Below are 22407 nucleotides of genomic sequence, written 5' to 3'. Positions count from 1 at the left end.
CGAGGGGCTCTCCTGGTGCAAAGTCTTAAATGGAGGCCTTTGCACCGGGACTACTGAGGGTTAGCGGTTTAGTGCACCACAACGCTCAGGTTGGTATGTGATATCGACAATTTCAATTGTCTTCACTTGATTATTTGGCATTGGCCATTCAAGTTTTTGACCAACAGACAAACCGATCAGTGCGCTGCCTACGGGCGCAAAAATAGAGATATCATCACTGCTTTTCAGTTCAGAAGGGTAAACCAGTGTCTTTGTCATGGTTCTATCTTCACCTGAAAATTTAAACTCTACAGTCGAGTTCATCGTGACCACGTTATCTGGCATTTGTTCTGGCTCAAGAACTGTTGCTCGGTCGAGCTCTGCTTCTAATTCCACAAGCTCCGCTGCGATGTTTGGCATTTTATCCAACAAGGCCGTGATTCGGTTCATATCTAAGCTTGAGATGTAGATAGAATTGTTTTCTGACATTTTATGACTCCCAAATAAAAGGCCGCCTCACAAAAATGGGACGGCACTCTATATGTCAATTACGGTATCAATCATATGGACGCTATTCCATATGAACTAAACCTGATTTTAGTCTTTATAGTGCGACTTAGCTAGTAAAAAATTTTTGTTGTGAAGCTTGATTTTTCTAAATCTTTCAATCACTTCAGATATTGTTCTCTGATCACCTTGAAACGGTGAAGTCAAGTGAGTGCGTCGTTTAGAAGCAAAACAGGATTTATCGTAGGTGTGCTCGGTTTCGATGGTCAGCCTAACTTCATAAAAGCAAAACGGTATAGTCCGTTGCTAGCATGGCTTCGGTTATCTCAGTTTGTTAAAATTACCAATATCCGTTAATAAATTACTTTTTATTTCGCAATAGTCAGATAAATACGTTCATCTACCCCTTTAGGGTAGTTTGAAATTGTAATTGATTTACATCATGTATTAATTTTCTTTCACAACTAACAATGAGCTCAGTGATAAGAACCTAACCCTTAGGAATTATAATGAGCAAGTTGAAGCTAGTAGTCATCGGTAACGGTATGGTAGGGCACCGTTATATTGAAGACTTAGTCGAGAAAGCTGATATGTCTAATATAGACATTACGGTTTTCTGTGAAGAACCTCGTGTCGCATACGACCGTGTGCACCTTTCCTCTTACTTTTCTCACCATACTGCAGATGAACTTTCTTTAGTAAAAGAAGGCTTCTACGAGAAACACGGTATTAACATGCTGATCGGCGAACGCGCGATTAACATCAACCGTGAAAACCGCATTGTTTACTCAAGCACTGGCCGTGAAGTTCAATACGACAAGCTGATTCTTGCTACTGGCTCGTTCCCATTTGTTCCACCTATCAAAGGTCACGAAAGCAAAGACTGTTTTGTTTACCGTACTATCGAAGATCTTAAAGCGATCGAAGCGTGTGCGAAGAAGAGCAAATCAGGCGTTGTTGTCGGTGGTGGTCTGCTAGGTCTTGAAGCAGCAGGCGCATTGAAAGCACTGGGTGTAGAAACGCATGTTGTTGAGTTCGCACCGAAGCTAATGGCTGAGCAACTTGACCTTGCTGGTGGTAACCAACTTCGACAAAAGATCGAGCGTATGGGCGTGAACGTTCACACTAGCAAAAACACGCTTGAGATTGCGCCAGAAGGCACAAACGCACGCAACGTTATGCGTTTTGCTGACGGCTCAGAGCTAGAAACAGACTTCATCGTATTCTCTGCAGGTATTCGTCCACAAGACAAACTAGCACGCCAAATGGAGCTAGAAGTGGCACCTCGTGGCGGTGTTGCTATCAACGATCATTGTCAGACTTCTGATGAGAACATCTACGCGATTGGTGAGTGTGCGTCTTGGAACGAAATGTTCTACGGCCTTGTTGCTCCTGGCTACAAGATGGCGACAGTTGCTGTTGACCACCTACTAGGTAACACAGAAAGCAAATTCGAAGGCGCTGACATGTCTGCGAAGCTGAAACTTCTAGGTGTAAAAGTAGGTTCAATCGGTGACGCGAACGGTCGTACTGAAGGCTGTAAGAGTTACGTTTACCAGAACGAAGAACAAGAAGTTTACAAACGTCTTATCGTTTCTAAAGACAACAAGAAACTACTTGGCGCGGTTATGGTTGGTGACACCTCTGACTACGGCGACCTGCTTCAACTTATGTTGAACGAAATCGACCTGCCAGAACACCCAGATGCGTTGATCCTTCCTGCTCACGCAGGCGCTGAGAAACCAGCATTAGGTGCAGATGCTCTACCAGAAAGCGCAGTCATCTGTTCTTGTTTCGACGTAACCAAAGGCAAGATCGCACAAGCGGTGGCTGATGGTCACCACACATTGGGCGACATCAAAGCCGTGACTGGCGCAGGTACAGGTTGTGGTGGTTGTATTCCTCTAGTGACCTCTGTCCTAAACGCAGAGCTTGCTAAATCTGGTATCGAAGTGAAGAACGACGTGTGTGAGCATTTTGCATACTCGCGCCAAGAGTTGTTCCACCTAATCCGCATAGAAGAGATCAAAACGTTTGATGAGCTTCTAGATAAATACGGTAAAGGTTACGGTTGTGAAGTTTGTAAACCACTGGCTGGTTCTATCTTGGCTTCTTGCTGGGGTGAGCACATTCTTAAGCCACAACTGGTTAAGCTGCACGACACGAACGATAACTTCCTAGGTAACATCCAAAGAGACGGTACTTACTCTGTTATCCCACGTATGGCGGGTGGTGAAGTGACACCTCAAGCACTGGGTGCGCTAGCGAACGTTGCTGCAGAGTACAACCTATACACCAAAGTCACCGGCGCTCAACGTATTGGTCTGTTTGGTGCTCAAAAAGACGATCTTCCAGAGATCTGGCGCAAGCTTATCGACGCTGGGTTCGAAACAGGTCAAGCGTACGCAAAAGCACTTCGTATGGCGAAGACATGTGTTGGCTCAACGTGGTGCCGCTACGGCGTCCAAGATTCTGTTGGTCTAGGTTCTTACATCGAGAACCGTTACAAAGGCATTCGTACACCTCATAAGATGAAGTTCGGTGTTTCTGGTTGTACTCGTGAGTGTGCGGAAGCACAAGGTAAAGACCTTGGCATTATCGCGACTGATGCAGGTTGGAACATGTACGTATGTGGTAACGGTGGTATGAAGCCTCGTCACGCAGACCTACTTGCAAGTGACCTAGATAAAGAAACGCTGATTAAGTACATCGACCGCTTCATGATGTTCTACATCCGTACTGCTGCGCCACTACAACGCACATCAGTTTGGATGGAAAACATGGAAGGTGGCGTTGACTACCTACGCGAAGTGATTGTTGAAGACAAACTTGGCATCAACGCTCAACTAGAAGCAGACGTAGCGAAGCTTGTAGACGAGTACGAGTGTGAGTGGACTGCGACCATCAACGACGAATCACAACTGACTCGTTTCGCGCACTTCATCAACTCTGACAAGCGCGATGAAAACGTCGTGTTTGTACAAGAGCGTGAACAGCACCGCCCAGCAACCTTCACGGAAAAACACCCTGAAGCGAAAGGCGACATCCTACACGTAGCGATCACTGAAGCATAAGGGAAGGTTGATTATGTCATTTGAAAAGATTTGCCAAATCAGCGACATCGTACCGGGCACTGGCGTTTGTGCTTTGGTTAATGGTCTGCAAGTTGCGGTATTTCGTCCAACACAAGCAGAAGAAGTGCTGGCGATCAGCAACACAGACCCGTTCTTCCAATCAAACGTGCTTTCTCGCGGTTTGATCTGTGAGCACCAAGGCGAGCTTTGGGTGGCAAGCCCACTTAAGAAGCAGCGCTTTAACCTGACAACAGGTGCGTGCATGGAAGACGAACGTTTTAGCGTGAAAGCGTACAAAACGCGTGTAACCAACGGCGAAGTAGAAATCTCTGCGTAAGCTTGGTTTTCATTCCCTCCTCTTAGGGGGAGGGAATGAACTGAAACCTAGATTTAATAGACAAAGGCTTTCCAAGCATCATCTCAGGGGAACAGGGAAGCGAGGTGTTGTAGACAGCGTTCAGGTGTCAACGGGAAGCCTTTCTCTATTCAATCTTTAACTTTTTAACTTTCAATTTTGGATAAGGACACATTCATGTCTACTGATTTTAAGCCTGCAGAATTCGTGCAAACCATGATCAATGTTGGTGAAGCGAAAACCAATACAAGCACGCGAGATCTTCTGCTTCGCGGTACGATGGCTGGCGTTATTCTTTCGCTTGCGGTGGTGGTTGCTATTACCGCGATTGTACAAACGGGTATCGGCCTTGTAGGAGCACTTGTTTTCCCCGTTGGTTTCGTAATTCTAAGTGTGATGGGGTATGACCTAGTGACCGGTGTTTTTGGTCTAGCGCCTCTGGCTAAGTTTGCTAACCGTCCGGGCATCACTTGGGGTCGTATCTTCCGTTGTTGGGGTCTTGTAGGCTTGGGTAACCTTATCGGTTCTCTGATCGTTGCTTACCTAGTGGCTATCTCTCTAACAGGTAACTTCTCTCTAGAACTGAACGCAGTAGCGAAGAAATTTGTCGCTGTTTCTACGGCGCGTAGCCTTGGTTTTGAAAACATGGGTATGGACGGATGGATCACATGTTTCGTACGCGGCATCTTCTGTAACCTAATGGTGTGTCTAGGCGTTATCGGCAACATGACGGCACGTTCGGTGTCTGGTCGCGTAGCAATGATGTGGTTCCCAATCTTCATCTTCTTTGCGCTAGTATTTGAACACACCGTAGTAAACATGTTCCTATTCCCACTAGGTATGATTCTAGGTGCGGATTTTGGTATCGCGACTTGGTTGAACTTCAACCTTATTCCAACCATTCTAGGTAATATTGTCGGTGGTCTCGTAATGACTTGTATTCCACTGTACCTAACTCACGCAAAAACAGCGCCTTCTATCAACGTAGTTGAAGAAGAAGTAAAAACAGAGCCTGCAATCGCAAAATAAACCGCTTTTATCTGGCCCTACCTATGGTAGGTAGGGCTGTTCAACTCATTTAACTTTCGATAAGTATTGTATTGATTTAACTATAAAAAGTAATAACTCCTTGGGGTGATTTTAACCTTGAGTTAATGACTTGAGTGTTACTTTTTATGTCCAAATTTTCGATAGGCGTTGATATGACAACTGTTAACTCATCTTTAAACAGCGGCTTTGTTTCTCTTGTTGGTGCAGGTCCTGGTGACCCTGATTTACTCACAGTAAAAGGCTTAAAAGCCATTCAAGCGGCTGAAGTTGTTGTGTACGACCGATTGGTATCAAAAGAGATTCTTGAGTTGGCGCATGCATCAGCAGAGATGATTTATGTTGGGAAAAAGCTCGATTTTCACTGCGTGCCTCAAGATCAAATCAACCAAATCTTGGTGCAAAAAGCGCAAGAAGGTAAACGCGTTGTACGTCTAAAAGGCGGCGATTCATTTATCTTTGGTCGTGGCGGTGAAGAGCTAGAAGAGCTAGCAGAATTCGGCATCAAATACGAAGTGGTTCCGGGTATCACAGCTGCTGCGGGTGCAACGGCTTACGCAGGTATTCCATTAACACACCGCGACCATGCACAAAGCGTTCAATTTATCACTGGTCATGTACAAAAAGATGGTCGTGAGATTGAATGGCATTCACTAGCGCAATCCAACAACACACTTGTGTTCTATATGGGTTTGAAGCAAAGCGGCCATATTATGGATAAGCTGATCACTCATGGGTTAGATCCTGAGATGTCATGCGCCATTATTGAAAACGGTACGCGCCCAGAGCAGCGCGTGTTCCAAGGAAAGTTGAACGAGCTATCGATCATGGCAGAGCAAGCCGTGAGCCCAGCATTGATTGTGGTTGGCAGCGTGACTCAACTTCACAACAAGTTGGATTGGTTCGCAAAGTAATACTGCCCAGAAGTGACTATATTTTACAGGGGCTTTGTTGCCTCTGCATTTCTTGCTTACGCATAGGCATTTGATCAATGAGGTTGTTGATAAACGACCAGTCTGTTTCTGCGCCCCAGCGGTGCTTTTCTAGACCATCTTTACCAAGCAAAATAGCGGTATGAGAACCTTTTTCGACCTCATAAAGACGAGCTAGCATTTTTAGGTCGAACTCTTCTTTAAGCCAAGCAGGAAAAGTATAACCTTGTTCTGTAATGACCAGCGTGACGACATCTCTGTCTTCCAACTCACACTCATTCATAAGTGTTTCTAGCAAGAATTGTTTGACGTATTCATCATTTTCTGGCGCAAAGTAGAGCACACTTCTATGTGGCCAGTATTTGGAGTGCGCTGGATAACCAAATGCTGTCGATGACAAGATACAAGAAAGCAGTATCACTAGTAACTTTCCGCCCATGACAGTTCCCCTAGAAACCCAAATAACTTTTTATACGTTAAGTTTAGTGGAATTGGCTCATTGTGCTTTTTCCAAAACTGGCATAGGGTAGGCAGCAAATAAATTGAGCGTAGAAATAGATGAGTTCGGAAAGCAAACAAAAAATCGCCATTTTGGTTGATGTACAGAATGTGTATTACACCTGTCGCGAAGCGTATCGAAGCAATTTTGATTACAACCAGTTTTGGTATGTTGCCACACAAGGGAAAGAGGTGGTAAGTGCTCGTGCTTATGCTATTGCGAGCAATGATCCCAAGCAACGTCAGTTCCACCATATTCTTCGTGGTGTTGGATTTGAGGTGATGCTTAAACCCTACATCCAGCGTCGTGATGGCAGCTCGAAAGGCGATTGGGATGTGGGTATTACTCTCGATGCAATTGAAATTGCTCCCGAAGTTGAGGAAGTGATTCTAGTTTCGGGAGATGGAGACTTCAGTCTGCTAGTAGAGAGAATTCAGCAGCGCTTCAATAAAACGGTGACCGTTTATGGTGTACCTAAACTTACATCTCAAACTCTGATTGATTGTGCCGACAATTTTGTCGCGATTGATGACGATTTCTTGCTGTAGTTAATAGTGCAATAAAGAAAGGCGAGTCACTCAGGCTATACGAAAACGTACAATGACTCGCCTCTAATTTATCGTTGATTTGGCTAGTTACGAAGGAATGATCATTTGCCCTAGCAAGTAACCCAAGCAACACGCACCAATCACGCCGATTAAGCCCACAGACATGAATGAGTGGTTGAAGTACCACTTACCAATCTTAGTTGTGCCCGAGGTATCGAAGTTCACAGTCGCGATATCTGAAGGGTAGTTTGGAATAAAGAAGTAGCCGTATACCGCTGGCATCAAGCCGATAAGCAGCGCAGGTTCCAAACCTAAGCCGAGACCAACAGGCAGCATCATGCGAGCCGTTGCAGCTTGAGAGTTCACCACAACCGACACAATGAATAACGCAAGCGCGAATGTCCAAGGATAGTTGGTTACCATCTCTACGATGCCAGATTTAAATTGAGGCATAGCGTACTGAAAGTAGGTATCTGACATCCATGCAATACCGAAGATAGCAATCGCCGCCACCATACCAGATTTAAATACCACCCCATTTGGTACGTCACGCGGGTCAGTTTTGGTCGCAAGCAAAATGATACCGCCGAAGCAGAGCATCATCATTTGAATCACAACTGCCATGCTGATTGGCTTCGAGCCATCTACGATGGTACGAATGTCTGGCCACATCGCGATAATGACGATAACCAAGATCGATGCAATGAACAGCAATACAGAGTTACGAGCACTTGTTGGTAGTACTTCATCAAGAGACGTTGCAGTTGTGTTGAGGATTTTTTCTCTCCACACTGGATCTTTCAAACGCTCTTGGTATTCTTCATCGTCGTCTAGCTCTTTACCACGCTTTAGGCTGTAAAGTGACATCAACAACGTACCGAATAGCGTTGCAGGTACAGTAACGAGCAGAATTGAGAGCAGAGTGATCTCGTGTTGAATGTCGGAGAGTTGCGCCAAGTAGTAAACCACTGCTGCTGAAATTGGCGAGGCTGTGATTGCGATTTGAGACGCGACAGAAGCGGCAGCCATAGGACGCTCTGGACGAATGCCATTTTTAAGTGCAACGTCGCCAATGATTGGCATGATAGAGTAAACCGCGTGACCTGTACCAAGTAGGAAGGTCATAAAGTAAGTCACGAACGGAGCAATAAGGGTGACGCGTTTTGGGTTCTTACGAAGCACACGCTCGGCAACTTGCAGCATGTATTTCAAACCGCCAGCGGCTTCAAGAATGGAAGCACATGTTACCACCGCTAAAATGATCAACATAACGGTGACAGGAGGAGAGGTTGGCGGCATCTTAAAGATGAAGACTTCAATCACCAAGCCAATTCCGGATACGACCCCAAGGCCTATACCACCATAACGTGAGCCGATATACAGCATCACGAGCAAAAATAGAAACTCAAGATACAACATGTGGATTTCCTTATTCAAAACAGAGAGCTACATAGCCAAATTACCTCTTTGTATTGTCTCGATATTCAGAAAGAAAATACTTCATGTTGTTCACAATCCGCTGGATAAGAAACAGCAATATTCAATTATTGGCAATAACTCACGCTACACAGGGAAACTGTTAACACAGTTTTATCAGGGTGTTTTTATGCTGTGTATTTTTGCGATCATGTGAGCGTTAAATGCGAAGAGGTTTAAGAGTTTGTTGCTATTCATCGCATACGTAACCAGACCTTACAGCTTCACAGAACTCGGAAATACATTCATAACTAACCCTAAGAGTGCTTCTTTGTTATGAAAACGCAAAGGATAATAGTTTGCATTGCGATTGGTGCTTGGGTATAAAGGTGTCAGAATGACTACACCAACAATAAGCCATCATGTCTGAGCAATTTTTCCCGCAACTGTTTCAAACTTCGAGTGAGATTACACCTTACCTACACGGTGATATCGGCGAGATAGGGCAAGAAGCTATCCATATCGAGAATGATATCAACCCGATCATCCAAGGCCTTTACCAGCAAATCTCGGAGGCTCATCCGGAAGCGGGAAAAGCATATTGGTTGACAAGAACGTGGGATTTACTTTGTTGGCAGCCAGTTTATGTCGCATTCATCTCTATTTACGGTTACCACACGTTGCCAAACATTCGCGAGATAGCGCAGCACCTCAAACCTTGTTTTGTTTCTGGGTACCGATTCGCCGACGAAGCGCATATACATGGCGAGCCAGAGGCGTTGATAAAAGAGGCGGGGCGTCAAATCCGAGAACTGTTCGACTTCTATCAACAAGAGATGAGTCAATGGACACGCATTCGTCCTGGCTTCACCCATCAATTGATGTCGGACGGAATCATGGCTTGTTTAATTCGTCTCCAACAGCGCTTTCCGCAAATGACTAACTCGACACTTCAGGAGCATGCGGTCTTGTGGCTAAGCGCAATGGGTTTGGATGTTGATAATAGCCGCTCACTTCATGAGACGGAATCTGATCAGCCGCTAAAGTTAGTAAGAAAAAGTTGTTGTTTAGTCTATAAGTGTGAAGGCAGAAAGCTTTGTGCAGATTGTCCTCGTTTAGAGGAAAATCGACAGCTTATGAGCAAGAAGGTTCTTAATTAACATTTATTTAACTTGTGTAACAGTGCTCGATTTGAGAGTGAGAATAAGTATCATTGCACGCTCTTGTTGACAACAAAAAGATAAATACAATGATGAAAAGGACGTTTTCTTTCAATCTCATCGTACTTGCGATGAGCAGTGGATACGCAGTTAGCTCAATAGCAGCAGAAGATCTTCAACAAACATCGACTCCGAGCGATGAGCAATTGGTTGTTGTAGGCAGTGTGATGCCGAAATCGATCTCCGATATTCCAGGAACGGTTTGGTTTGTTGGCCAAGAAGAGATTGCTCAGCAATATCGTGCGGGCAAGACACTGGGTGATATTCTTTCTGCAACCATCCCTTCTTTAGACGTCGGCACCGGTGGTCGAACTAACTATGGTCAGAACCTTCGCGGTAGAGCAATGTTGGTAATGATTGATGGTGTCTCGTTACAGTCTTCTCGCCCGATTAGTCGTCAGTTAGACGCAATAGACCCATTCAACATCGAGCGAATTGAAGTACTATCTGGTGCAACCTCCATTTATGGGGCAGGCGCTACTGGTGGTGTTATTAACATTATCACCAAGAAAGCGTACTCGGATGACTTGTCGTTTGAATCCTACGTGAGTGGCACTACAGGTTTTAATAGCAGCGATGACTTTGATTACAAACTCGCTCAGTCTATCTCGGGTGGTAATGAGCGAATTACCGCTAGAGGTTCGGTTGTGTACACCGAGACACAAGGTGCATTTGACGCAAATGGCGACATTGTCACCCCAGACATTTCACAGGGCTCTTTGCAGTATAATTCAACGCTCGATGTTATGGGATCGACCGAGATTCAAATCTCCGATGCCAGCAAGTTAAACCTTGTCGCACAATACTATGACAGCCAGCAAGATTCGCCATACGGTTTGTACATTGTTAACAATAAATTTGTTGATGTACGAGAGGGGTTCGATTCCGACCGTGAACATGGTACAGAGCGAGTTCTCTTAAGTGCGAACTACGCTCACGACAGCGTATTCGGTCATCAACTGATAGGCGAGTTATCTTACCGTAGTGAAGACCAAACCTTTACTCCTTATTACCAAAGTGCCTCTCAACAAAAAACAGAAGTTTTTGCTGGGCGCTTAGCGTTAGCTAAAAGCTGGGAGTCATTCAAACTTGTTTATGGTGTCGATGCGTACTTAGACCGTTTTGAAAGTAACCAGGCTCTGTTCGATCCAACCATTGCGAACAGCTCTGGGAACTTAATTAATCGAACCTATGCCGAAGTGGGCCGTTACCCAGATGTTGATGTGGCGTCTTACGCAATGTTTGTCCAAGGGGATTACCAAATCAATCAAGATTGGTCAGTACAAGCAGGCTACCGCTACCAATACATGGACAATAAGATTGATGATTTTGTTGCCTATAGTATACAAAAGAAGATCGCATCGGGTAATGGTGTATCAGCGGATGCGGTACCAGGTGGCAGCACTGACTACTCTGTGAGCTTATTTAATTTGGGCACCATTTATCAGCTTAACGATGAATCTCAGCTTTGGGCGAACTTCTCTCAAGGTTTCGAACTCGCTGATCCTGCAAAGTACTACGGCCAAGGTAGCTACGATGCCGCGGATGCAAATGGTCACTACGCGTTGAACAATAGCATTAATGTATCTGATTCAAAAATGTCGGGCATCAAAACGGACAGCTATGAAATTGGTTACCGATTAGATACCGATACTGTCGCACTGCAAGCGGCGGGTTACTACTCGGTTTCGGATAACTCAATCAAGTATGACAAGAAGACGCTCCTAATCACCAATGTTGATGACGAGCAACGTGTATACGGTGCCGAAGCAAACATTAACTACTGGGTAAACCGTGATATTTTGTTAGGTGCATCAGGTCACTATGTGGTTTCTGAGCTGAAAACCAACGGTAAGTGGGAAGATCTAAGCGCGGGTAAAGCAAGTACATCAAAAGCGAACGCGTGGGCGGCTTACTATCAGGATGGCTATTCAGTACGTTTACAAAGCCAGACGATGTTTGATTACGAAGATGACTCAAACAATAAACTAGATGGATACACTACGTTTGATCTTCTTGGTAACGTAACACTACCTATCGGGCAGTTAGGTTTTGGTATTCAAAACCTATTTGATGAAGACTACACAACCGCTTGGGGACAACGTGCGCAGATTCTTTATGCAGCACACTACGATGCTGCAGCGTACGACTACAAAGGAAGAGGTCGCACATTCACACTGAACTACAGTGTCGAATACTAAAGCTAACTATCTCCGAATATCAAAAAAGCCGCTGAAAGCGGCTTTTCTTTTAGGCTTGATCTGTCTGCGCTGTGTCTACAACGTTTTCCGTGTGTTCTGAAGCTTGGTTTTGTTCTTCAGCTTCCATTTTCGCGCGTTCAGCTTTGGAGATATAACGCGGCTTATTGCTCTTATGTAGCTTAGCGTTATGCTTCTTCTGCTTCGCTTTCAAGATCTGATTGATTTTCTTCTTGCGGTTCATGGTGGTGGTCCTTTAATTTAGCGAGGCAGGATAGTTACTTTTTTATCAAGTTACAACTAAATAAGCGCCGGTATCGGTCGCAAAATTCAAGTAAGTTCCTATGTCCAATCATCTATCGCGTTTTAATGGAGCCCAAATGAAAACACTGTACACCGAACGTTTGATACTGCGTCTTGTGAGTGTAGATGATGCACCATTTATACTAGAACTTTATAACCACCCAGACTTCTACCGTTTTGTCGGAGACAAACAAATTCGTACCGAATATGAAGCGGCGCGTTACATAAAAGAAAACATGCTACGCATGCAACAAATTAAAGGCGTGAGTTTACTCGTTGTAGAGAAGAAAGAAGATGGGCAACCCATCGGGATTTGTGGGTTGGTTAAACGTGACACATTACAACACTATGATCTCGGATATGGATTTTTACCTTCCGCTTATGGCTACGACTACGGAACGGAGTCTGCAACCGCAGTGCTGGAATACGCTAGAGAGGAAATGAAACTCGATAATTTGGTTGCCATCACCAACAATGACAATATTCGTAGTATAAGTTTGCTCAAAAAACTGGGCTTTGAGTTTGAACGAGTTGAGCAGCAATATGATAATGGCCGCACGTTAGAACTTTACACAATGATGTTGTGATTTTTGGATAGTGCATGAGCGATATTTTACTTGGCAAACTCGCCACTGAATTTAAGACAGTAAAAGCCATGGTAGAGGTTTACTGTCATGACCATCATGGAACAAAACGTGACTTATGCTCAGAATGTCGTGAGCTGCTTGAATACGCAGAAGTGCGCCTCGACCGCTGTCCTTATGGAGAGAATAAACCGACGTGTAATAAATGTCCGATTCACTGCTACAAACCAGAGCCGAAAGAACAAATGCGTTTGGTCATGCGTTACTCTGGCCCCAGAATGTTACTGAAACATCCCATCTTGGCGGTTCGTCATTTGCTTCATGAAAAACGAATGGTACCGGAAAAGCCTGCAGCGAACGCGTCAAACCGTCACAAGCGTTTATCTAAACAAAAATGCGAAGAATAAAAAAACGAGGGCGACATGCCCTCGTTTTCGTTGAGCTCGTTGAGGAGAAGCGGCGTGATTAGAGGCCAGCGGCCATACGCTGCTTGGTTTTGCTCGCAGCAAGTAGCATGTATACGCCAGTCGCAACCAAAGCGGCAAACACGTAGCCTAGTAAGCCGTGTTCTTGGCCCATGAATTTATCAGCGACAACTGGGCCAGCAACAGAGCCGATGCTGTAGCTAAACAGCATGACTTGTGTCGCAGAGACAATAAAGCGTTCATCAAGTCCTTCGCAACCTAAGTTGATTGCTATCGGGTACAAGGCAAAAGTAGCTGCACCTAAAAAGAATAATGCAGCAGCCAATACCACGGCTGACGAGGAAATAAAGGTCATACCGATCGAAAAAATACCCAAAATACAGAAAAACGCCATTAGCACTGTGCGGCTCATGTATTTGTTTAACGCGGTCACCATTGGTTGAACTAGCATGCCACCTAGAATCACTAGCGCCATCAATGTACCAATGTCTTGATGGCTAATTTTACGGTTAGTTAACTCAACTGGCATTAATCCGTAGATCGCGCCTAAGGTCAAACCTGAAACAACACAACCAATAATTGCTGCATGGTTTAGTTTGGCAATTTGCTTAAATGATAAAGCGGTTGATTCATGGCTGTTTGGCTGCTCACACTCAATGAACATTAGCACCAGCATCGCCATTAGGATCAACGTCGTGATCGCAATAAACGGAACGCCGCCACTTACGCCAAGCACGCCAATACCAAACTGGCCTAATGCTGAACCACCATAAAGCGATAGCATGTACAAGCTCAAACGTTTCGCACGCGATGCTTCGTCTCCAGACATTAGCCAAGACTCAACAATGACAAAAACACCAGCAACCGCGATACCCGCAATAAAGCGAGCGGCAAGCCACATCAATCCGTTAGCAAACACGGGTAGTGTGACGATAGTTAGCGAAAATACGGCCAAGCAACCAATAAACGCGTTACGGTGACCAACTTGACGTACGATACGTTCAATAAAAATCGCACCAGTTAATAAGCCGCCATAAAACACACTCGCCAACCAACTCGCGTAATCTGCTGAGATGTTGTATTCACCGAGCATGAGAGGGATCAAGCTCATTAAATAGCCCGAAGCCACCGCATAAAGAGACAGTGCGACGACTGGAACTGTAACTCGTGGTGATGCTGCAGGAACGACTGTGTTTTCCACTGTTTTGCGCCTATAAGTTAAATGAAATCTAAGGGTTATTCGGCGCGAATATGAGGCTAATAGTTAGGCAAGTAAAATGATAAATTTAAGTCGTTTCGACAAATAATATTTATTAACTAGATAGGTTGATAAGTTGCATAAAAACGCCAACCTACATACAAGGTTGGCGTGGAAGATTATTTAGTAAGTGCTTGATTTAACCATTGATCAAATTGAGTTTTAGGTAACGCACCATTGATCATATCAACACGTTGACCATTTTTGAAAACCATAATGGTAGGAATGCTGCGAATACCAAATTGCGCCGCAAGTTGTTGTTGAGCTTCGGTATCAATCTTAACAAAACGAGCCGTTCCGGCTTGCTCATGAGCAACATCAGAGAAAACAGGAGCAAAACCAACGCACGGGTTGCACCATGGGGCCCAAAAATCTACTACAACAGGCATATCACTTTGTAATAGAGCAGAAAAGTTATCTTGTGTACCTTCGATAGGCGAGCCGTCTAAAAGTGCACTTTTACATTTACCGCAAGTTGCAGATTCGGCAACGCGCTCATTAGGGACACGATTTAGACCGCCGCACGAAGGGCAGCGAGTTTTAAACGATGACATGACTTCTTCCTTTATTACGTATTGATGAAAACATGACTTACCAGTCAGCCTCATTATTTGTATACTTATTTTTTAACCTGCCGAAATAACGCAGCGCAGGTTTGTATTTGAGCCTAAGGTTCTAAGAAATTTTATTAAAATACAACAATAAATAGGTCTGCGATGACAAATTACTACGCTGAAATTACAGGTTGGGGGAAATGTGTTCCGCCAGCCGTGCTCTCTAACGATGATCTTAGCACTTTCCTCGATACTTCCGATGAGTGGATTCGTACCCGCACTGGTATCGAAAACCGCCGTATTAGTCATGTAAACACGTCAGACATGGCGACCGTTGCTGCTAAACATGCATTAGCTCGAGCAGGTGTCGATGCAGCAGACGTGGATTTAATCATTGTGGCGACTTGTTCACCAGATTCATTGATTCCAAATATCGCGTCTAAGGTACAGCAGAACCTAGGTATTCGTGCAGCCGCTGCCTTTGACTTAAATGCCGCATGTACGGGATTTGTCTATGGCCTAGAAACGGGCACACGTTTGATTCAATCAGGTAACTATCGTAACGCGATCATTATTGGTGCGGAAAGATTGTCTTTCTACATCGATTGGGCAATGCGAGATACCGCTGTTCTATTTGGTGATGGTGCGGGCGCCGTTGTGTTATCAAGAACGGAAAAAGAAACGGGTTTACTACAGTCTCAAATCGGTTGTGACGCAAAAGGCCGCGATATTCTGTCCGTACCAAAGTTTGGTACTTGTATGGATCGCTTTGCGGAAGACAACGGTTACTGGGATTTCAACTTTGTAGGACAAGAAATTTTCAAACGTGCAGTAAAAGGCATGGGGCTAGCTGCGAAAACCGTACTGAAAGCATCACAGTTAACGACGGAACAAATCGATGTTGTGATTCCGCATCAAGCGAATATTCGTATTATTCAAACCTTGTGTGACCTGTCTGGAATTCCACACGACAAAGCGTTTGTTAACATTCAAAACTATGGCAATACTTCAGCTGCGACGGTGCCAATTGCATTGTGTGAAGCGGTAGAGCAAGGTCGAGTTAACCCAGGTGATAACATGCTTCTCGCTGCGTTTGGTGCTGGTTTGACATGGGGTGCGGCAGTATTGAAATGGGGTGACCGCGTAACGCCAATTGGTGAAAGTGATGCGGTTCTGCCTGAATGTGAGCAATCCGCGCTAGAATTACTTGAGCGTGCCATTAAGCTGTGTAACGAACGCCGTCGCGACGAGGTGTAACGGACACTTTGCAAACATAAGATGAGTAAGGGAGCGCGAGGCTCCCTTATTTGATGATGTGTTCTACAGCTACCTGTAAAATATCTTACGACATAAAACCCAGGTTTGAATGAGTAAAATTACGGATGTTCGGGAACACGTATTCCAGTGCAGCGTTATCACTCACGCCCATCCACTGTGCTAGTGTTGAACCAACTTGATCAGCGGCAATTTTGGGTATGAGTCGGCCTTGAGAGTAATCATCGTTTCCGCCCAGTATTAGTTCCGGCCATGTACCGATAGGTTGTTTCCCATTTACCGCGCCTCCAATTAATAGTTGATGGCCACCCCAGCCATGATCAGTACCATTTCCGTTGCTCATCATCCGTCGACCGAAGTCAGACATAGTGAAAGAGGTGACTTGCTTGTTTAGCCCTAACCGTTCGACCGCACGATACATTGCCAAAAGGTTTGTCGCGAGATCCTCAAGTAACACTGGATGACGTGCCAGTTGCGAATCGTGTAGGTCATACCCAGAGTGTTTAACGAAAAAGACTTGTCGTTGCTGCTTCAGGACATCTTGGCTTGCTATCAATTTGTACACGGTTTGCATCTGCTTGCCGAGCGTCGATGACGTAAACAGCGGCTCGTCAGCAATGTGGTTGAGTTGCTCGCTCAGTACACTGCTCATTACCATCGACTCATCAACCATCAAATTAAAATGACCATTAAATGGATTGTCAGTTTGATGAGAGAGAAGGCGATCATAGATCCCCTTGTATAGCGGGTTATCAATCGCGGTAAGCTGAACTGCGCGATCTTTTTTCAGGACGGTTTGGCGGTGTTCCATTGCCCGTAACCAAAGCGAGTTGCCATGCACACTGTATAGCGGTGTTATTTCTGATTCAGAGTTTAATACATCCAACATTCTGCCAGCCCAACCAAGATTTTTAGACTCGCTCATTCCACCAAGTAACCAAGCGTCTGTTTGAGAATTATGAGAAAACAGTTGCTCGGGAAGTGATGCTTCACCTTGCTCAATAGCTTGTTTGGTGACGGGATGGTTGAGAATGCCACTATTGAGCACGATGCTGGCATCGCCTTGTTCGAAAACGGAAGTTAACGCATTTAACTTTGGGTGTAAGCCGAGCTTCACTGGGTGATTTGAGCTATCGACAGCACTCAAATTGATAGGGAGTATGTCTTCTTTGGCGACAGAGAGTGGCCCTCTGACTTTGGAATATTGATGATAATGCGCCTCCGATAATGGCAGTATGGTGTTGAATGCATCGTTTCCGCCTGCTAAATACACACATATTAATGCTCGAAAGTCATTGGATGGCGCTGCGAGAGAGTAACCTGGCAGACTAAGAGAGGCTAATGCGCCCATCGATAGCGTGCTTTGTATAAAATGTCGTCGTGAAATATCCATAATTCACTCCTAATCCTGAATATAGAATTCGTCGCCAGAAATGGCGGTAAATATCACTAGAGCGAGTTTTGTTGTTGGCACATAATCCCCACGATAATCATTCAGGGCGGTGAGCATGAGCTCTTTCAATTCAGCAGAAGCCGTTCCAGCAAAGAAACGCTCGTTAACCAATTCGACTAAGGCATGGTGATCGTCCAGAAGAAGATAAAACTCGTTAAGATCGAAGTGGTAGGAATCACCACCTCCTCTACGAGTGCTGGTTAACATATAGTTGACCAAATCGGTATAAACAGACCAATTGAGAAGTTCATACTCTGGAGAGTTAATACCAGACTCCGTAAACTCGTTAGACGGCTGATAGTCTGGAGAGTAAAAATTAAACACGGAAGGAGAACGAAGCGGCCCTTGATTAGCGATGTTCATCATCGTTGTTGCGTCTTCGTAACGTGATCCTTTAACCGTAAAACCTGATGCTCGATGAAAATTAGTCAGGACCAGTATCGGTTCTTTCACTTTTATAGGCGGGGTATCCGTCATCCCTAATGCTTCAGGGTCGAGCAATATGGCTCGAACAACGGCGGTTAGATCGCCTTTTTCTCCTTCCCCATTGTTGTTAAATATCGTAGCAACACGCGCGACGTACTCTGGGCTTGGATTTGAACTGACCAAACGTTGGATAAGTAACTTTGAAACAAATGGAGCAACATTTGGGTGAGACATCAACATATCAATCACTTTTGAAAGCTCTTCTTGTGCGGTTAGACCCGATGGGATCACGTTCCCTAGAAATCGCTTCTCGCCGGTGTCGTGTCTTTGACTGATAACTCGCATCGGTTTCACGAATGCGATGTCGGAATTTTTCCATCCAGTTAATGCTCGCGCGAGCTCTTGAATATCAGTTTGATTGTACGTGGGGATAGGTTTGCCTGTTGCGTGGTTTAGCTTTTTACTGCCATCTAAATTGAGTTCATACAAACCGATAGTGAATAACTGCATTAACTCTCGAGCAAAGTTCTCATCGGGAAGCGTTCCTGTCGCACTATTTTCTTTTGCACTACCGAGCATAGACAAATAGCTCCCCATGACTGGATGGATGGAAACGTCATACAACAGGTCTCGGTAGTTGCCAAACGCATGCTCAACCAACAGATCGTAGTAATTCACTAACCCTGTAGGTTTGCTGGAAAGAACGCCGCCATAACGAGAAACGACTACGATCTGACTCAATGCATAAGCCGTTCGCTGTCTGAGCTGATCTTCAGCAGTAACAACAATCTGATACCAAGCATTTTCTCGGTTTGACTGTAGGCCTTTAGAAAAAGGCGTTTGATAAAGTGGTTGATGGTAGGTTGCTGGCAGGTTGATTTGTTTCTGTATCCAGTCCCCTAACCCGTTTTCCCTAACCTCATTAATTAACGCAGGAGTTGGTCCAAAAGAGGTTTGATAGAGAAAACGCGCAACGGTTTGATCGGATGGGGATTGCTGTATTTGTGCTGATACATTAGACACATGGCTCAGCAATAAGATAGCCAATCCTAGTACCCAAGCAGAGATTTTATTTAGCTTCTGACGTCTCATAGTTAACTCGCTTACCCGAAGTAACGATTTAAGTCCATTTAACGGGAGTTATTAAGCTCTTTTGAGCTGTTTAGTAAATTTATGAAAATCAAGCAGCTGCATAGGCGAGTATAGTAGCAATAAGTGGTGAACAAAAAACTCAAACGATGAATTTGGTACTATAGTGCTAGAATTTTTTGATGCTATTTTTTCTAAGATACTGATATTAAATATGGCCAATGAAGAGTAACAAGCAGAGGTATCGCAATGGATATAGAAGGGGGACAGCTAAAGTACTGTTAACAAGAGATTGGTATGTTTGTTAAGGCTTAAGTTAGTTTCAAGAAATTATTGAGCCAATAAATAAAGTCCATTGGTTTGCACAAGAGAAAACCACACGGATGTTCTCTTGTACAAAGCAACAAAGGTTATTTTCGGGCAAGCTTATGGTGAGCACGAGAAAAGTGATCGGCACAAAATGCGCCCACGATCGAGAGTTCGCCAGCCAGACAAAGCGCAGCTGCGACTTCGGCTAACGCTTTCGCATTGCCGTTGCCGTGCAAACCCAAAATATCCAAACATGCTTTTTGCGTTGGAAGGCCAGTACCACCACCAACCGTTCCCACCATGATGTTTGGCAAGGTCACGCACGCGTACAAGTTGCCTTGAGCGTCCACATCCATACGAGTGATTCCAATGGCAGACTCTGCAACGCAAGCGGCATCTTGACCACAAGCAATGTACAGCGCGGCAAGCGCGTTTGCGTAATGCGCGTTGACGCCAATTGTCCCGCTGAGTAAACCGCCCACTGTGGTCATTTTGCCAAATTGAACCATAGACTCCGGCGTCGTATGCAGATATTTTTCCACCAACTCAGCAGGAATGGTCACTTCGGCGGATACTTTCTTACCGCGTACCGAGCGCAGTGTGTGTGCGTTTGGTTTTTTGTCGCCTGATAAGTTGCCATCCAAGAATGCTTGAGTTGGTTTGATTGGGCTGGTCGCCAAAATATGATGGAACACTTCGTTTGTTGCGATGGTCACCATGTTTTGTCCGGAAGCGTCACCAGTCACGTATTCAAAGACCAAATAAACATGGTTTCCTTCGATATTTACATTGATGTCTTTGAGTTTGCCATGTGAGGTGGTGGATTCCGCAATTTGACGAAATACGTCAAACTGGGTCACAACCCAACTGACGAACTGGCCAGCGTCGGCAAGGTTATTAAAGGCGAACACTGGCGTTCGGCTCACCCCTTCACTCAGCAACAATGCGCTCGCGCCACCAGCGGCGGTGATAAGATTTGCGCCACGGTTGTAGGAAGCGACTAACGCGGCTTCTGTCGTTGCGAGCGGAACCAAAAAGTCATCGTTCGCATACAAGCCGTTGACGCGCAAAGGGCCTGCAATGCCGACCGGCACATTAACAGTACCAATGAAGTGCTCGATGTTGTTGGAGTAAGCATCGCAATGTGACTGCGTGAAAGGATCAAGGAGATGATCTTTATTGGTCACGTGTTCCAATACTTGCCAACGGCGCGCCAAATGCTTATCCGATAGGCCAGGGCTTAAGCAGAGACGTTTCTCTGGCTTGTGAAACTTCGGTTCTAATGCCGATTGAATCTTACTGCTGGTTTCGATATCGGAAAGGGCGGAGCTTTGAACAGGGTTATCTTGTTTTAACTTCGGCATACAAACGTTAACTGAAAAATCGAACCAGAGATTGTAGTGATTGAGGCTTTGATTACAACGTTGATTATACGTTTTGCAACAAATACCACTATGCAAGCGCCTTTATTATCCAAGTGATTTGATATTGGAGCGACGAATTTACCGGACATAAATGGGTTTTGACAATGAATGTTGCAGTAAATGGCAGATCCGGGAGGTTATGGCTTTTAGAGAAACTGGCCTGTAGGTGTTTGGATTCGGCAAGGTGTAAGCATGAGTGCCTTAAAAGCGGAATGGTTCAATCTATGAAAGGAATAAATTGTCTAACCCAGTCCCTTGGGCCAGACGTTAGTTTGAATCGGTTGTTCAAAAACTAGTTGAAGGCGCGAGCCACACGTCCCGCACTTTGAATACGGTAATGACCAACGTAAGCAGGAACAAATACAGATTGTCCTTTCGAGGCAGTTAACGTCTCACCGTTATCACTGATGAGTGTCAGGTCGGCATCAATCGCCATCAAAATCTCTGCGCTATTGGCATCAACCACTTCATTGTTCGGCTGGTTAAGAATGCTGAAACTAAAGTCTGCCACTGGGACCGGATAAAGGCTTTGGCAACCATTGGCATTAGGATCTAGAACAAGGCTGTTAAACGGCTTAGGCACAAAGTCTGTGCATTTAGCCAGTTCTTCAACATCCATGTGTTTCGGCGTGAGTCCTGCACGCAAAACGTTATCTGAGTTCGCCATGATCTCTAATCCCGTACCTTTAATGTAAGCGTGTGGCGTTCTTGCGCTCAGGAACATCGCTTCGCCAGGTTGCAGCGTGATGACATTCAACAGCAATGGTGCAAACAAGCCGACATCGCCGGGGTATTGAGTGGATAGATCCAAGATGAGTTGGAAAACGTCGCTGTCAGTGCCATGCTCTGATTGACGTGAGGCGCAGGCAAGAAGCTGTTTCAGTGCTCGCTCTTTTGTTTCGCCTTCCATGGTCAGAATGTGCACAAAGAAATCTCGTAAACCTTGTGAGTTGATTTCGCGTTTGAATGTGTCAAGAGGCGCGCGTAGCTCATCGATATCGCAAAGGCTAAATGCCTCAATAATATCGTCATACGAACGAAAACCGTTCATGGCTTGGTAACTTGTCAGCGCGTACACCAACTCAGGTTTATGGTTTGGATCCTTGTAGTTACGATGGCTTGCGTTTAGTGGGATCCCGGCACTTTGTTCTTTTTCGAAGCCTATTTCGGCATCTTGTTTGCTTGGGTGAACTTGAATCGACAGTGCATGTTCGGCCGCTAAGATCTTAAACAGAAAGGGCAGGTCGCCAAATTTCGCTGCGGTTTCTGCTGATAAGTAAGCGGGTTGGTTTTGTTTGATCAGTTCAGACAAAGGCAGCGTGTTTTGCTCAACCTGAACTTCAGAGCAGCCGTTTGGGTGAGTACCCATCCATACTTCTGCTTGAGGCTCATTCGTTTCGTTAGAAAAGCCAAACAAATCGTGAATAGAAGAGGTGCTTCCCCAAGCGTAGTTTTGGATTTTGTTGTTCATTTGAAAGAAGCTATGCGATGAAATAGTGTTCAAATTCATGAATTTTTCCCATAGTTAACCC

Annotated in this window: 20 protein-coding genes; 10 read left to right on the top strand and 10 right to left on the bottom strand. The window is 45.0% G+C overall.

Going from position 1 to position 22407, the window contains the following annotated elements; translation table 11 throughout:
- Positions 1-60: 60 nt before the first annotated feature.
- On the bottom strand, positions 61-468 hold the full coding sequence (gene rnk / locus UQW94_RS01970) for a nucleoside diphosphate kinase regulator (protein ID WP_005376048.1): 408 nt from the start codon (positions 466-468) through the stop codon (positions 61-63).
- Positions 469-995: 527 nt separating this feature from the next.
- Here rnk and nirB point away from each other — a divergent pair.
- The 4 genes from nirB to cobA all read left to right on the top strand — a co-directional run bounded on the left by nirB (position 996) and on the right by cobA (position 5876).
- The gene (gene nirB, locus UQW94_RS01965; RefSeq protein WP_322141949.1) at positions 996-3560 is read left to right on the top strand and encodes a nitrite reductase large subunit NirB; all 2565 of its coding nucleotides are present in this window, start codon (positions 996-998) and stop codon (positions 3558-3560) included.
- 13 nt (positions 3561-3573) lie between these two features.
- A complete protein-coding gene (nirD, locus tag UQW94_RS01960) occupies positions 3574-3897 on the top strand; it encodes a nitrite reductase small subunit NirD (protein ID WP_213866322.1) in 324 nt (107 codons plus the stop codon).
- A 195-nt stretch (positions 3898-4092) separates the two neighbouring features.
- A complete protein-coding gene (locus UQW94_RS01955) occupies positions 4093-4944 on the top strand; it encodes a formate/nitrite transporter family protein (protein ID WP_033907034.1) in 852 nt (283 codons plus the stop codon).
- A 173-nt stretch (positions 4945-5117) separates the two neighbouring features.
- Positions 5118-5876 (top strand): uroporphyrinogen-III C-methyltransferase, encoded by a 759-nt coding sequence (gene cobA, locus UQW94_RS01950; RefSeq protein WP_025767740.1) that lies wholly within the window; start codon positions 5118-5120, stop codon positions 5874-5876.
- Between the two features lie 16 nt (positions 5877-5892).
- Here cobA and UQW94_RS01945 read toward each other — a convergent pair whose 3' ends face one another.
- Positions 5893-6333, bottom strand: coding sequence for a DUF4174 domain-containing protein (locus tag UQW94_RS01945; protein ID WP_005387976.1), 441 nt, complete (start codon positions 6331-6333; stop codon positions 5893-5895).
- A 119-nt stretch (positions 6334-6452) separates the two neighbouring features.
- Here UQW94_RS01945 and UQW94_RS01940 point away from each other — a divergent pair, with 119 nt between their 5' ends.
- Entirely contained in the window at positions 6453-6941 is a 489-nt protein-coding gene (locus tag UQW94_RS01940) for an NYN domain-containing protein (RefSeq protein ID WP_005387978.1), read from the top strand.
- Between the two features lie 87 nt (positions 6942-7028).
- On the opposite strand, the gene UQW94_RS01935 is transcribed toward UQW94_RS01940, so the two are convergent.
- Positions 7029-8360 carry an anaerobic C4-dicarboxylate transporter gene (locus UQW94_RS01935; protein WP_104976072.1) on the bottom strand — a complete coding sequence of 444 codons (1332 nt, stop codon included), beginning with the start codon at positions 8358-8360 and terminating at the stop codon, positions 7029-7031.
- 419 nt (positions 8361-8779) lie between these two features.
- Here UQW94_RS01935 and UQW94_RS01930 point away from each other — a divergent pair, with 419 nt between their 5' ends.
- A complete protein-coding gene (locus tag UQW94_RS01930) occupies positions 8780-9517 on the top strand; it encodes a siderophore ferric iron reductase (protein ID WP_042520969.1) in 738 nt (245 codons plus the stop codon).
- A gap of 89 nt (positions 9518-9606) precedes the next feature.
- On the top strand, positions 9607-11778 hold the full coding sequence (locus tag UQW94_RS01925; RefSeq protein WP_322141948.1) for a TonB-dependent receptor: 2172 nt from the start codon (positions 9607-9609) through the stop codon (positions 11776-11778).
- A gap of 49 nt (positions 11779-11827) precedes the next feature.
- On the opposite strand, the gene UQW94_RS01920 is transcribed toward UQW94_RS01925, so the two are convergent.
- Positions 11828-12019 (bottom strand): DUF2986 domain-containing protein, encoded by a 192-nt coding sequence (locus tag UQW94_RS01920; protein WP_005376066.1) that lies wholly within the window; start codon positions 12017-12019, stop codon positions 11828-11830.
- A 136-nt stretch (positions 12020-12155) separates the two neighbouring features.
- Between UQW94_RS01920 and UQW94_RS01915 the strand changes: the two genes are divergently transcribed.
- Together UQW94_RS01915 and UQW94_RS01910 are read left to right on the top strand one after the other, a co-directional pair.
- Positions 12156-12665 carry a GNAT family N-acetyltransferase gene (locus tag UQW94_RS01915; protein ID WP_213877367.1) on the top strand — a complete coding sequence of 170 codons (510 nt, stop codon included), beginning with the start codon at positions 12156-12158 and terminating at the stop codon, positions 12663-12665.
- Positions 12666-12679: 14 nt separating this feature from the next.
- Positions 12680-13069, top strand: a complete 390-nt coding sequence (locus tag UQW94_RS01910; protein ID WP_005387988.1) for a nitrous oxide-stimulated promoter family protein — start codon at positions 12680-12682, stop codon at positions 13067-13069.
- A gap of 58 nt (positions 13070-13127) precedes the next feature.
- Here UQW94_RS01910 and UQW94_RS01905 read toward each other — a convergent pair whose 3' ends face one another.
- Together UQW94_RS01905 and trxC are read right to left on the bottom strand one after the other, a co-directional pair.
- Positions 13128-14288 carry an MFS transporter gene (locus UQW94_RS01905; RefSeq protein WP_213965186.1) on the bottom strand — a complete coding sequence of 387 codons (1161 nt, stop codon included), beginning with the start codon at positions 14286-14288 and terminating at the stop codon, positions 13128-13130.
- A gap of 176 nt (positions 14289-14464) precedes the next feature.
- Entirely contained in the window at positions 14465-14899 is a 435-nt protein-coding gene (trxC, locus tag UQW94_RS01900) for a thioredoxin TrxC (RefSeq protein ID WP_005376074.1), read from the bottom strand.
- Positions 14900-15061: 162 nt separating this feature from the next.
- On the opposite strand from trxC, the gene UQW94_RS01895 reads away from it, so the two are divergent.
- Positions 15062-16156, top strand: a complete 1095-nt coding sequence (locus UQW94_RS01895) for a ketoacyl-ACP synthase III (RefSeq protein WP_104980711.1) — start codon at positions 15062-15064, stop codon at positions 16154-16156.
- 85 nt (positions 16157-16241) lie between these two features.
- On the opposite strand, the gene UQW94_RS01890 is transcribed toward UQW94_RS01895, so the two are convergent.
- From UQW94_RS01890 to manA, 4 genes are all read right to left on the bottom strand, one after another.
- Positions 16242-17567: a DUF1501 domain-containing protein gene (locus UQW94_RS01890; protein WP_158173096.1), complete on the bottom strand. Its 1326-nt coding sequence runs from the start codon at positions 17565-17567 to the stop codon at positions 16242-16244.
- A gap of 9 nt (positions 17568-17576) precedes the next feature.
- On the bottom strand, positions 17577-19145 hold the full coding sequence (locus UQW94_RS01885) for a DUF1800 domain-containing protein (RefSeq protein WP_005387997.1): 1569 nt from the start codon (positions 19143-19145) through the stop codon (positions 17577-17579).
- 407 nt (positions 19146-19552) lie between these two features.
- Positions 19553-20815 carry a hydroxymethylglutaryl-CoA reductase gene (locus UQW94_RS01880; RefSeq protein ID WP_322141947.1) on the bottom strand — a complete coding sequence of 421 codons (1263 nt, stop codon included), beginning with the start codon at positions 20813-20815 and terminating at the stop codon, positions 19553-19555.
- Positions 20816-21167: 352 nt separating this feature from the next.
- On the bottom strand, positions 21168-22385 hold the full coding sequence (gene manA / locus UQW94_RS01875; RefSeq protein ID WP_322141946.1) for a mannose-6-phosphate isomerase, class I: 1218 nt from the start codon (positions 22383-22385) through the stop codon (positions 21168-21170).
- Positions 22386-22407: the final 22 nt, after the last annotated feature.

Origin of the sequence: Vibrio sp. PBL-C16 (assembly GCF_034321865.1) — a bacterium.
Taxonomy (GTDB): Bacteria; Pseudomonadota; Gammaproteobacteria; order Enterobacterales; family Vibrionaceae; genus Vibrio; species Vibrio alginolyticus.
The sequence above is the reverse complement of the archived record's forward strand: the minus strand, read 5'-3'. Positions and strand labels throughout refer to the sequence as shown.

What these genes read in the sequence shown, in the direction of transcription:
- UQW94_RS01890 (WP_158173096.1), bottom strand. Translation starts at nt 17,567, where the DNA reads ATGGATATTTCACGACGACATTTTATACAAAGCACGCTATCGATGGGC.
- UQW94_RS01925 (WP_322141948.1), top strand. Translation starts at nt 9,607, where the DNA reads ATGATGAAAAGGACGTTTTCTTTCAATCTCATCGTACTTGCGATGAGC.
- cobA (WP_025767740.1), top strand. Translation starts at nt 5,118, where the DNA reads ATGACAACTGTTAACTCATCTTTAAACAGCGGCTTTGTTTCTCTTGTT.
- rnk (WP_005376048.1), bottom strand. Translation starts at nt 468, where the DNA reads ATGTCAGAAAACAATTCTATCTACATCTCAAGCTTAGATATGAACCGA.
- UQW94_RS01945 (WP_005387976.1), bottom strand. Translation starts at nt 6,333, where the DNA reads ATGGGCGGAAAGTTACTAGTGATACTGCTTTCTTGTATCTTGTCATCG.
- UQW94_RS01915 (WP_213877367.1), top strand. Translation starts at nt 12,156, where the DNA reads ATGAAAACACTGTACACCGAACGTTTGATACTGCGTCTTGTGAGTGTA.
- nirB (WP_322141949.1), top strand. Translation starts at nt 996, where the DNA reads ATGAGCAAGTTGAAGCTAGTAGTCATCGGTAACGGTATGGTAGGGCAC.
- trxC (WP_005376074.1), bottom strand. Translation starts at nt 14,899, where the DNA reads ATGTCATCGTTTAAAACTCGCTGCCCTTCGTGCGGCGGTCTAAATCGT.
- UQW94_RS01935 (WP_104976072.1), bottom strand. Translation starts at nt 8,360, where the DNA reads ATGTTGTATCTTGAGTTTCTATTTTTGCTCGTGATGCTGTATATCGGC.
- nirD (WP_213866322.1), top strand. Translation starts at nt 3,574, where the DNA reads ATGTCATTTGAAAAGATTTGCCAAATCAGCGACATCGTACCGGGCACT.
- UQW94_RS01955 (WP_033907034.1), top strand. Translation starts at nt 4,093, where the DNA reads ATGTCTACTGATTTTAAGCCTGCAGAATTCGTGCAAACCATGATCAAT.
- UQW94_RS01940 (WP_005387978.1), top strand. Translation starts at nt 6,453, where the DNA reads ATGAGTTCGGAAAGCAAACAAAAAATCGCCATTTTGGTTGATGTACAG.
- UQW94_RS01880 (WP_322141947.1), bottom strand. Translation starts at nt 20,815, where the DNA reads ATGCCGAAGTTAAAACAAGATAACCCTGTTCAAAGCTCCGCCCTTTCC.
- UQW94_RS01895 (WP_104980711.1), top strand. Translation starts at nt 15,062, where the DNA reads ATGACAAATTACTACGCTGAAATTACAGGTTGGGGGAAATGTGTTCCG.
- UQW94_RS01885 (WP_005387997.1), bottom strand. Translation starts at nt 19,145, where the DNA reads ATGAGACGTCAGAAGCTAAATAAAATCTCTGCTTGGGTACTAGGATTG.
- UQW94_RS01920 (WP_005376066.1), bottom strand. Translation starts at nt 12,019, where the DNA reads ATGAACCGCAAGAAGAAAATCAATCAGATCTTGAAAGCGAAGCAGAAG.
- UQW94_RS01910 (WP_005387988.1), top strand. Translation starts at nt 12,680, where the DNA reads ATGAGCGATATTTTACTTGGCAAACTCGCCACTGAATTTAAGACAGTA.
- manA (WP_322141946.1), bottom strand. Translation starts at nt 22,385, where the DNA reads ATGAATTTGAACACTATTTCATCGCATAGCTTCTTTCAAATGAACAAC.
- UQW94_RS01930 (WP_042520969.1), top strand. Translation starts at nt 8,780, where the DNA reads ATGTCTGAGCAATTTTTCCCGCAACTGTTTCAAACTTCGAGTGAGATT.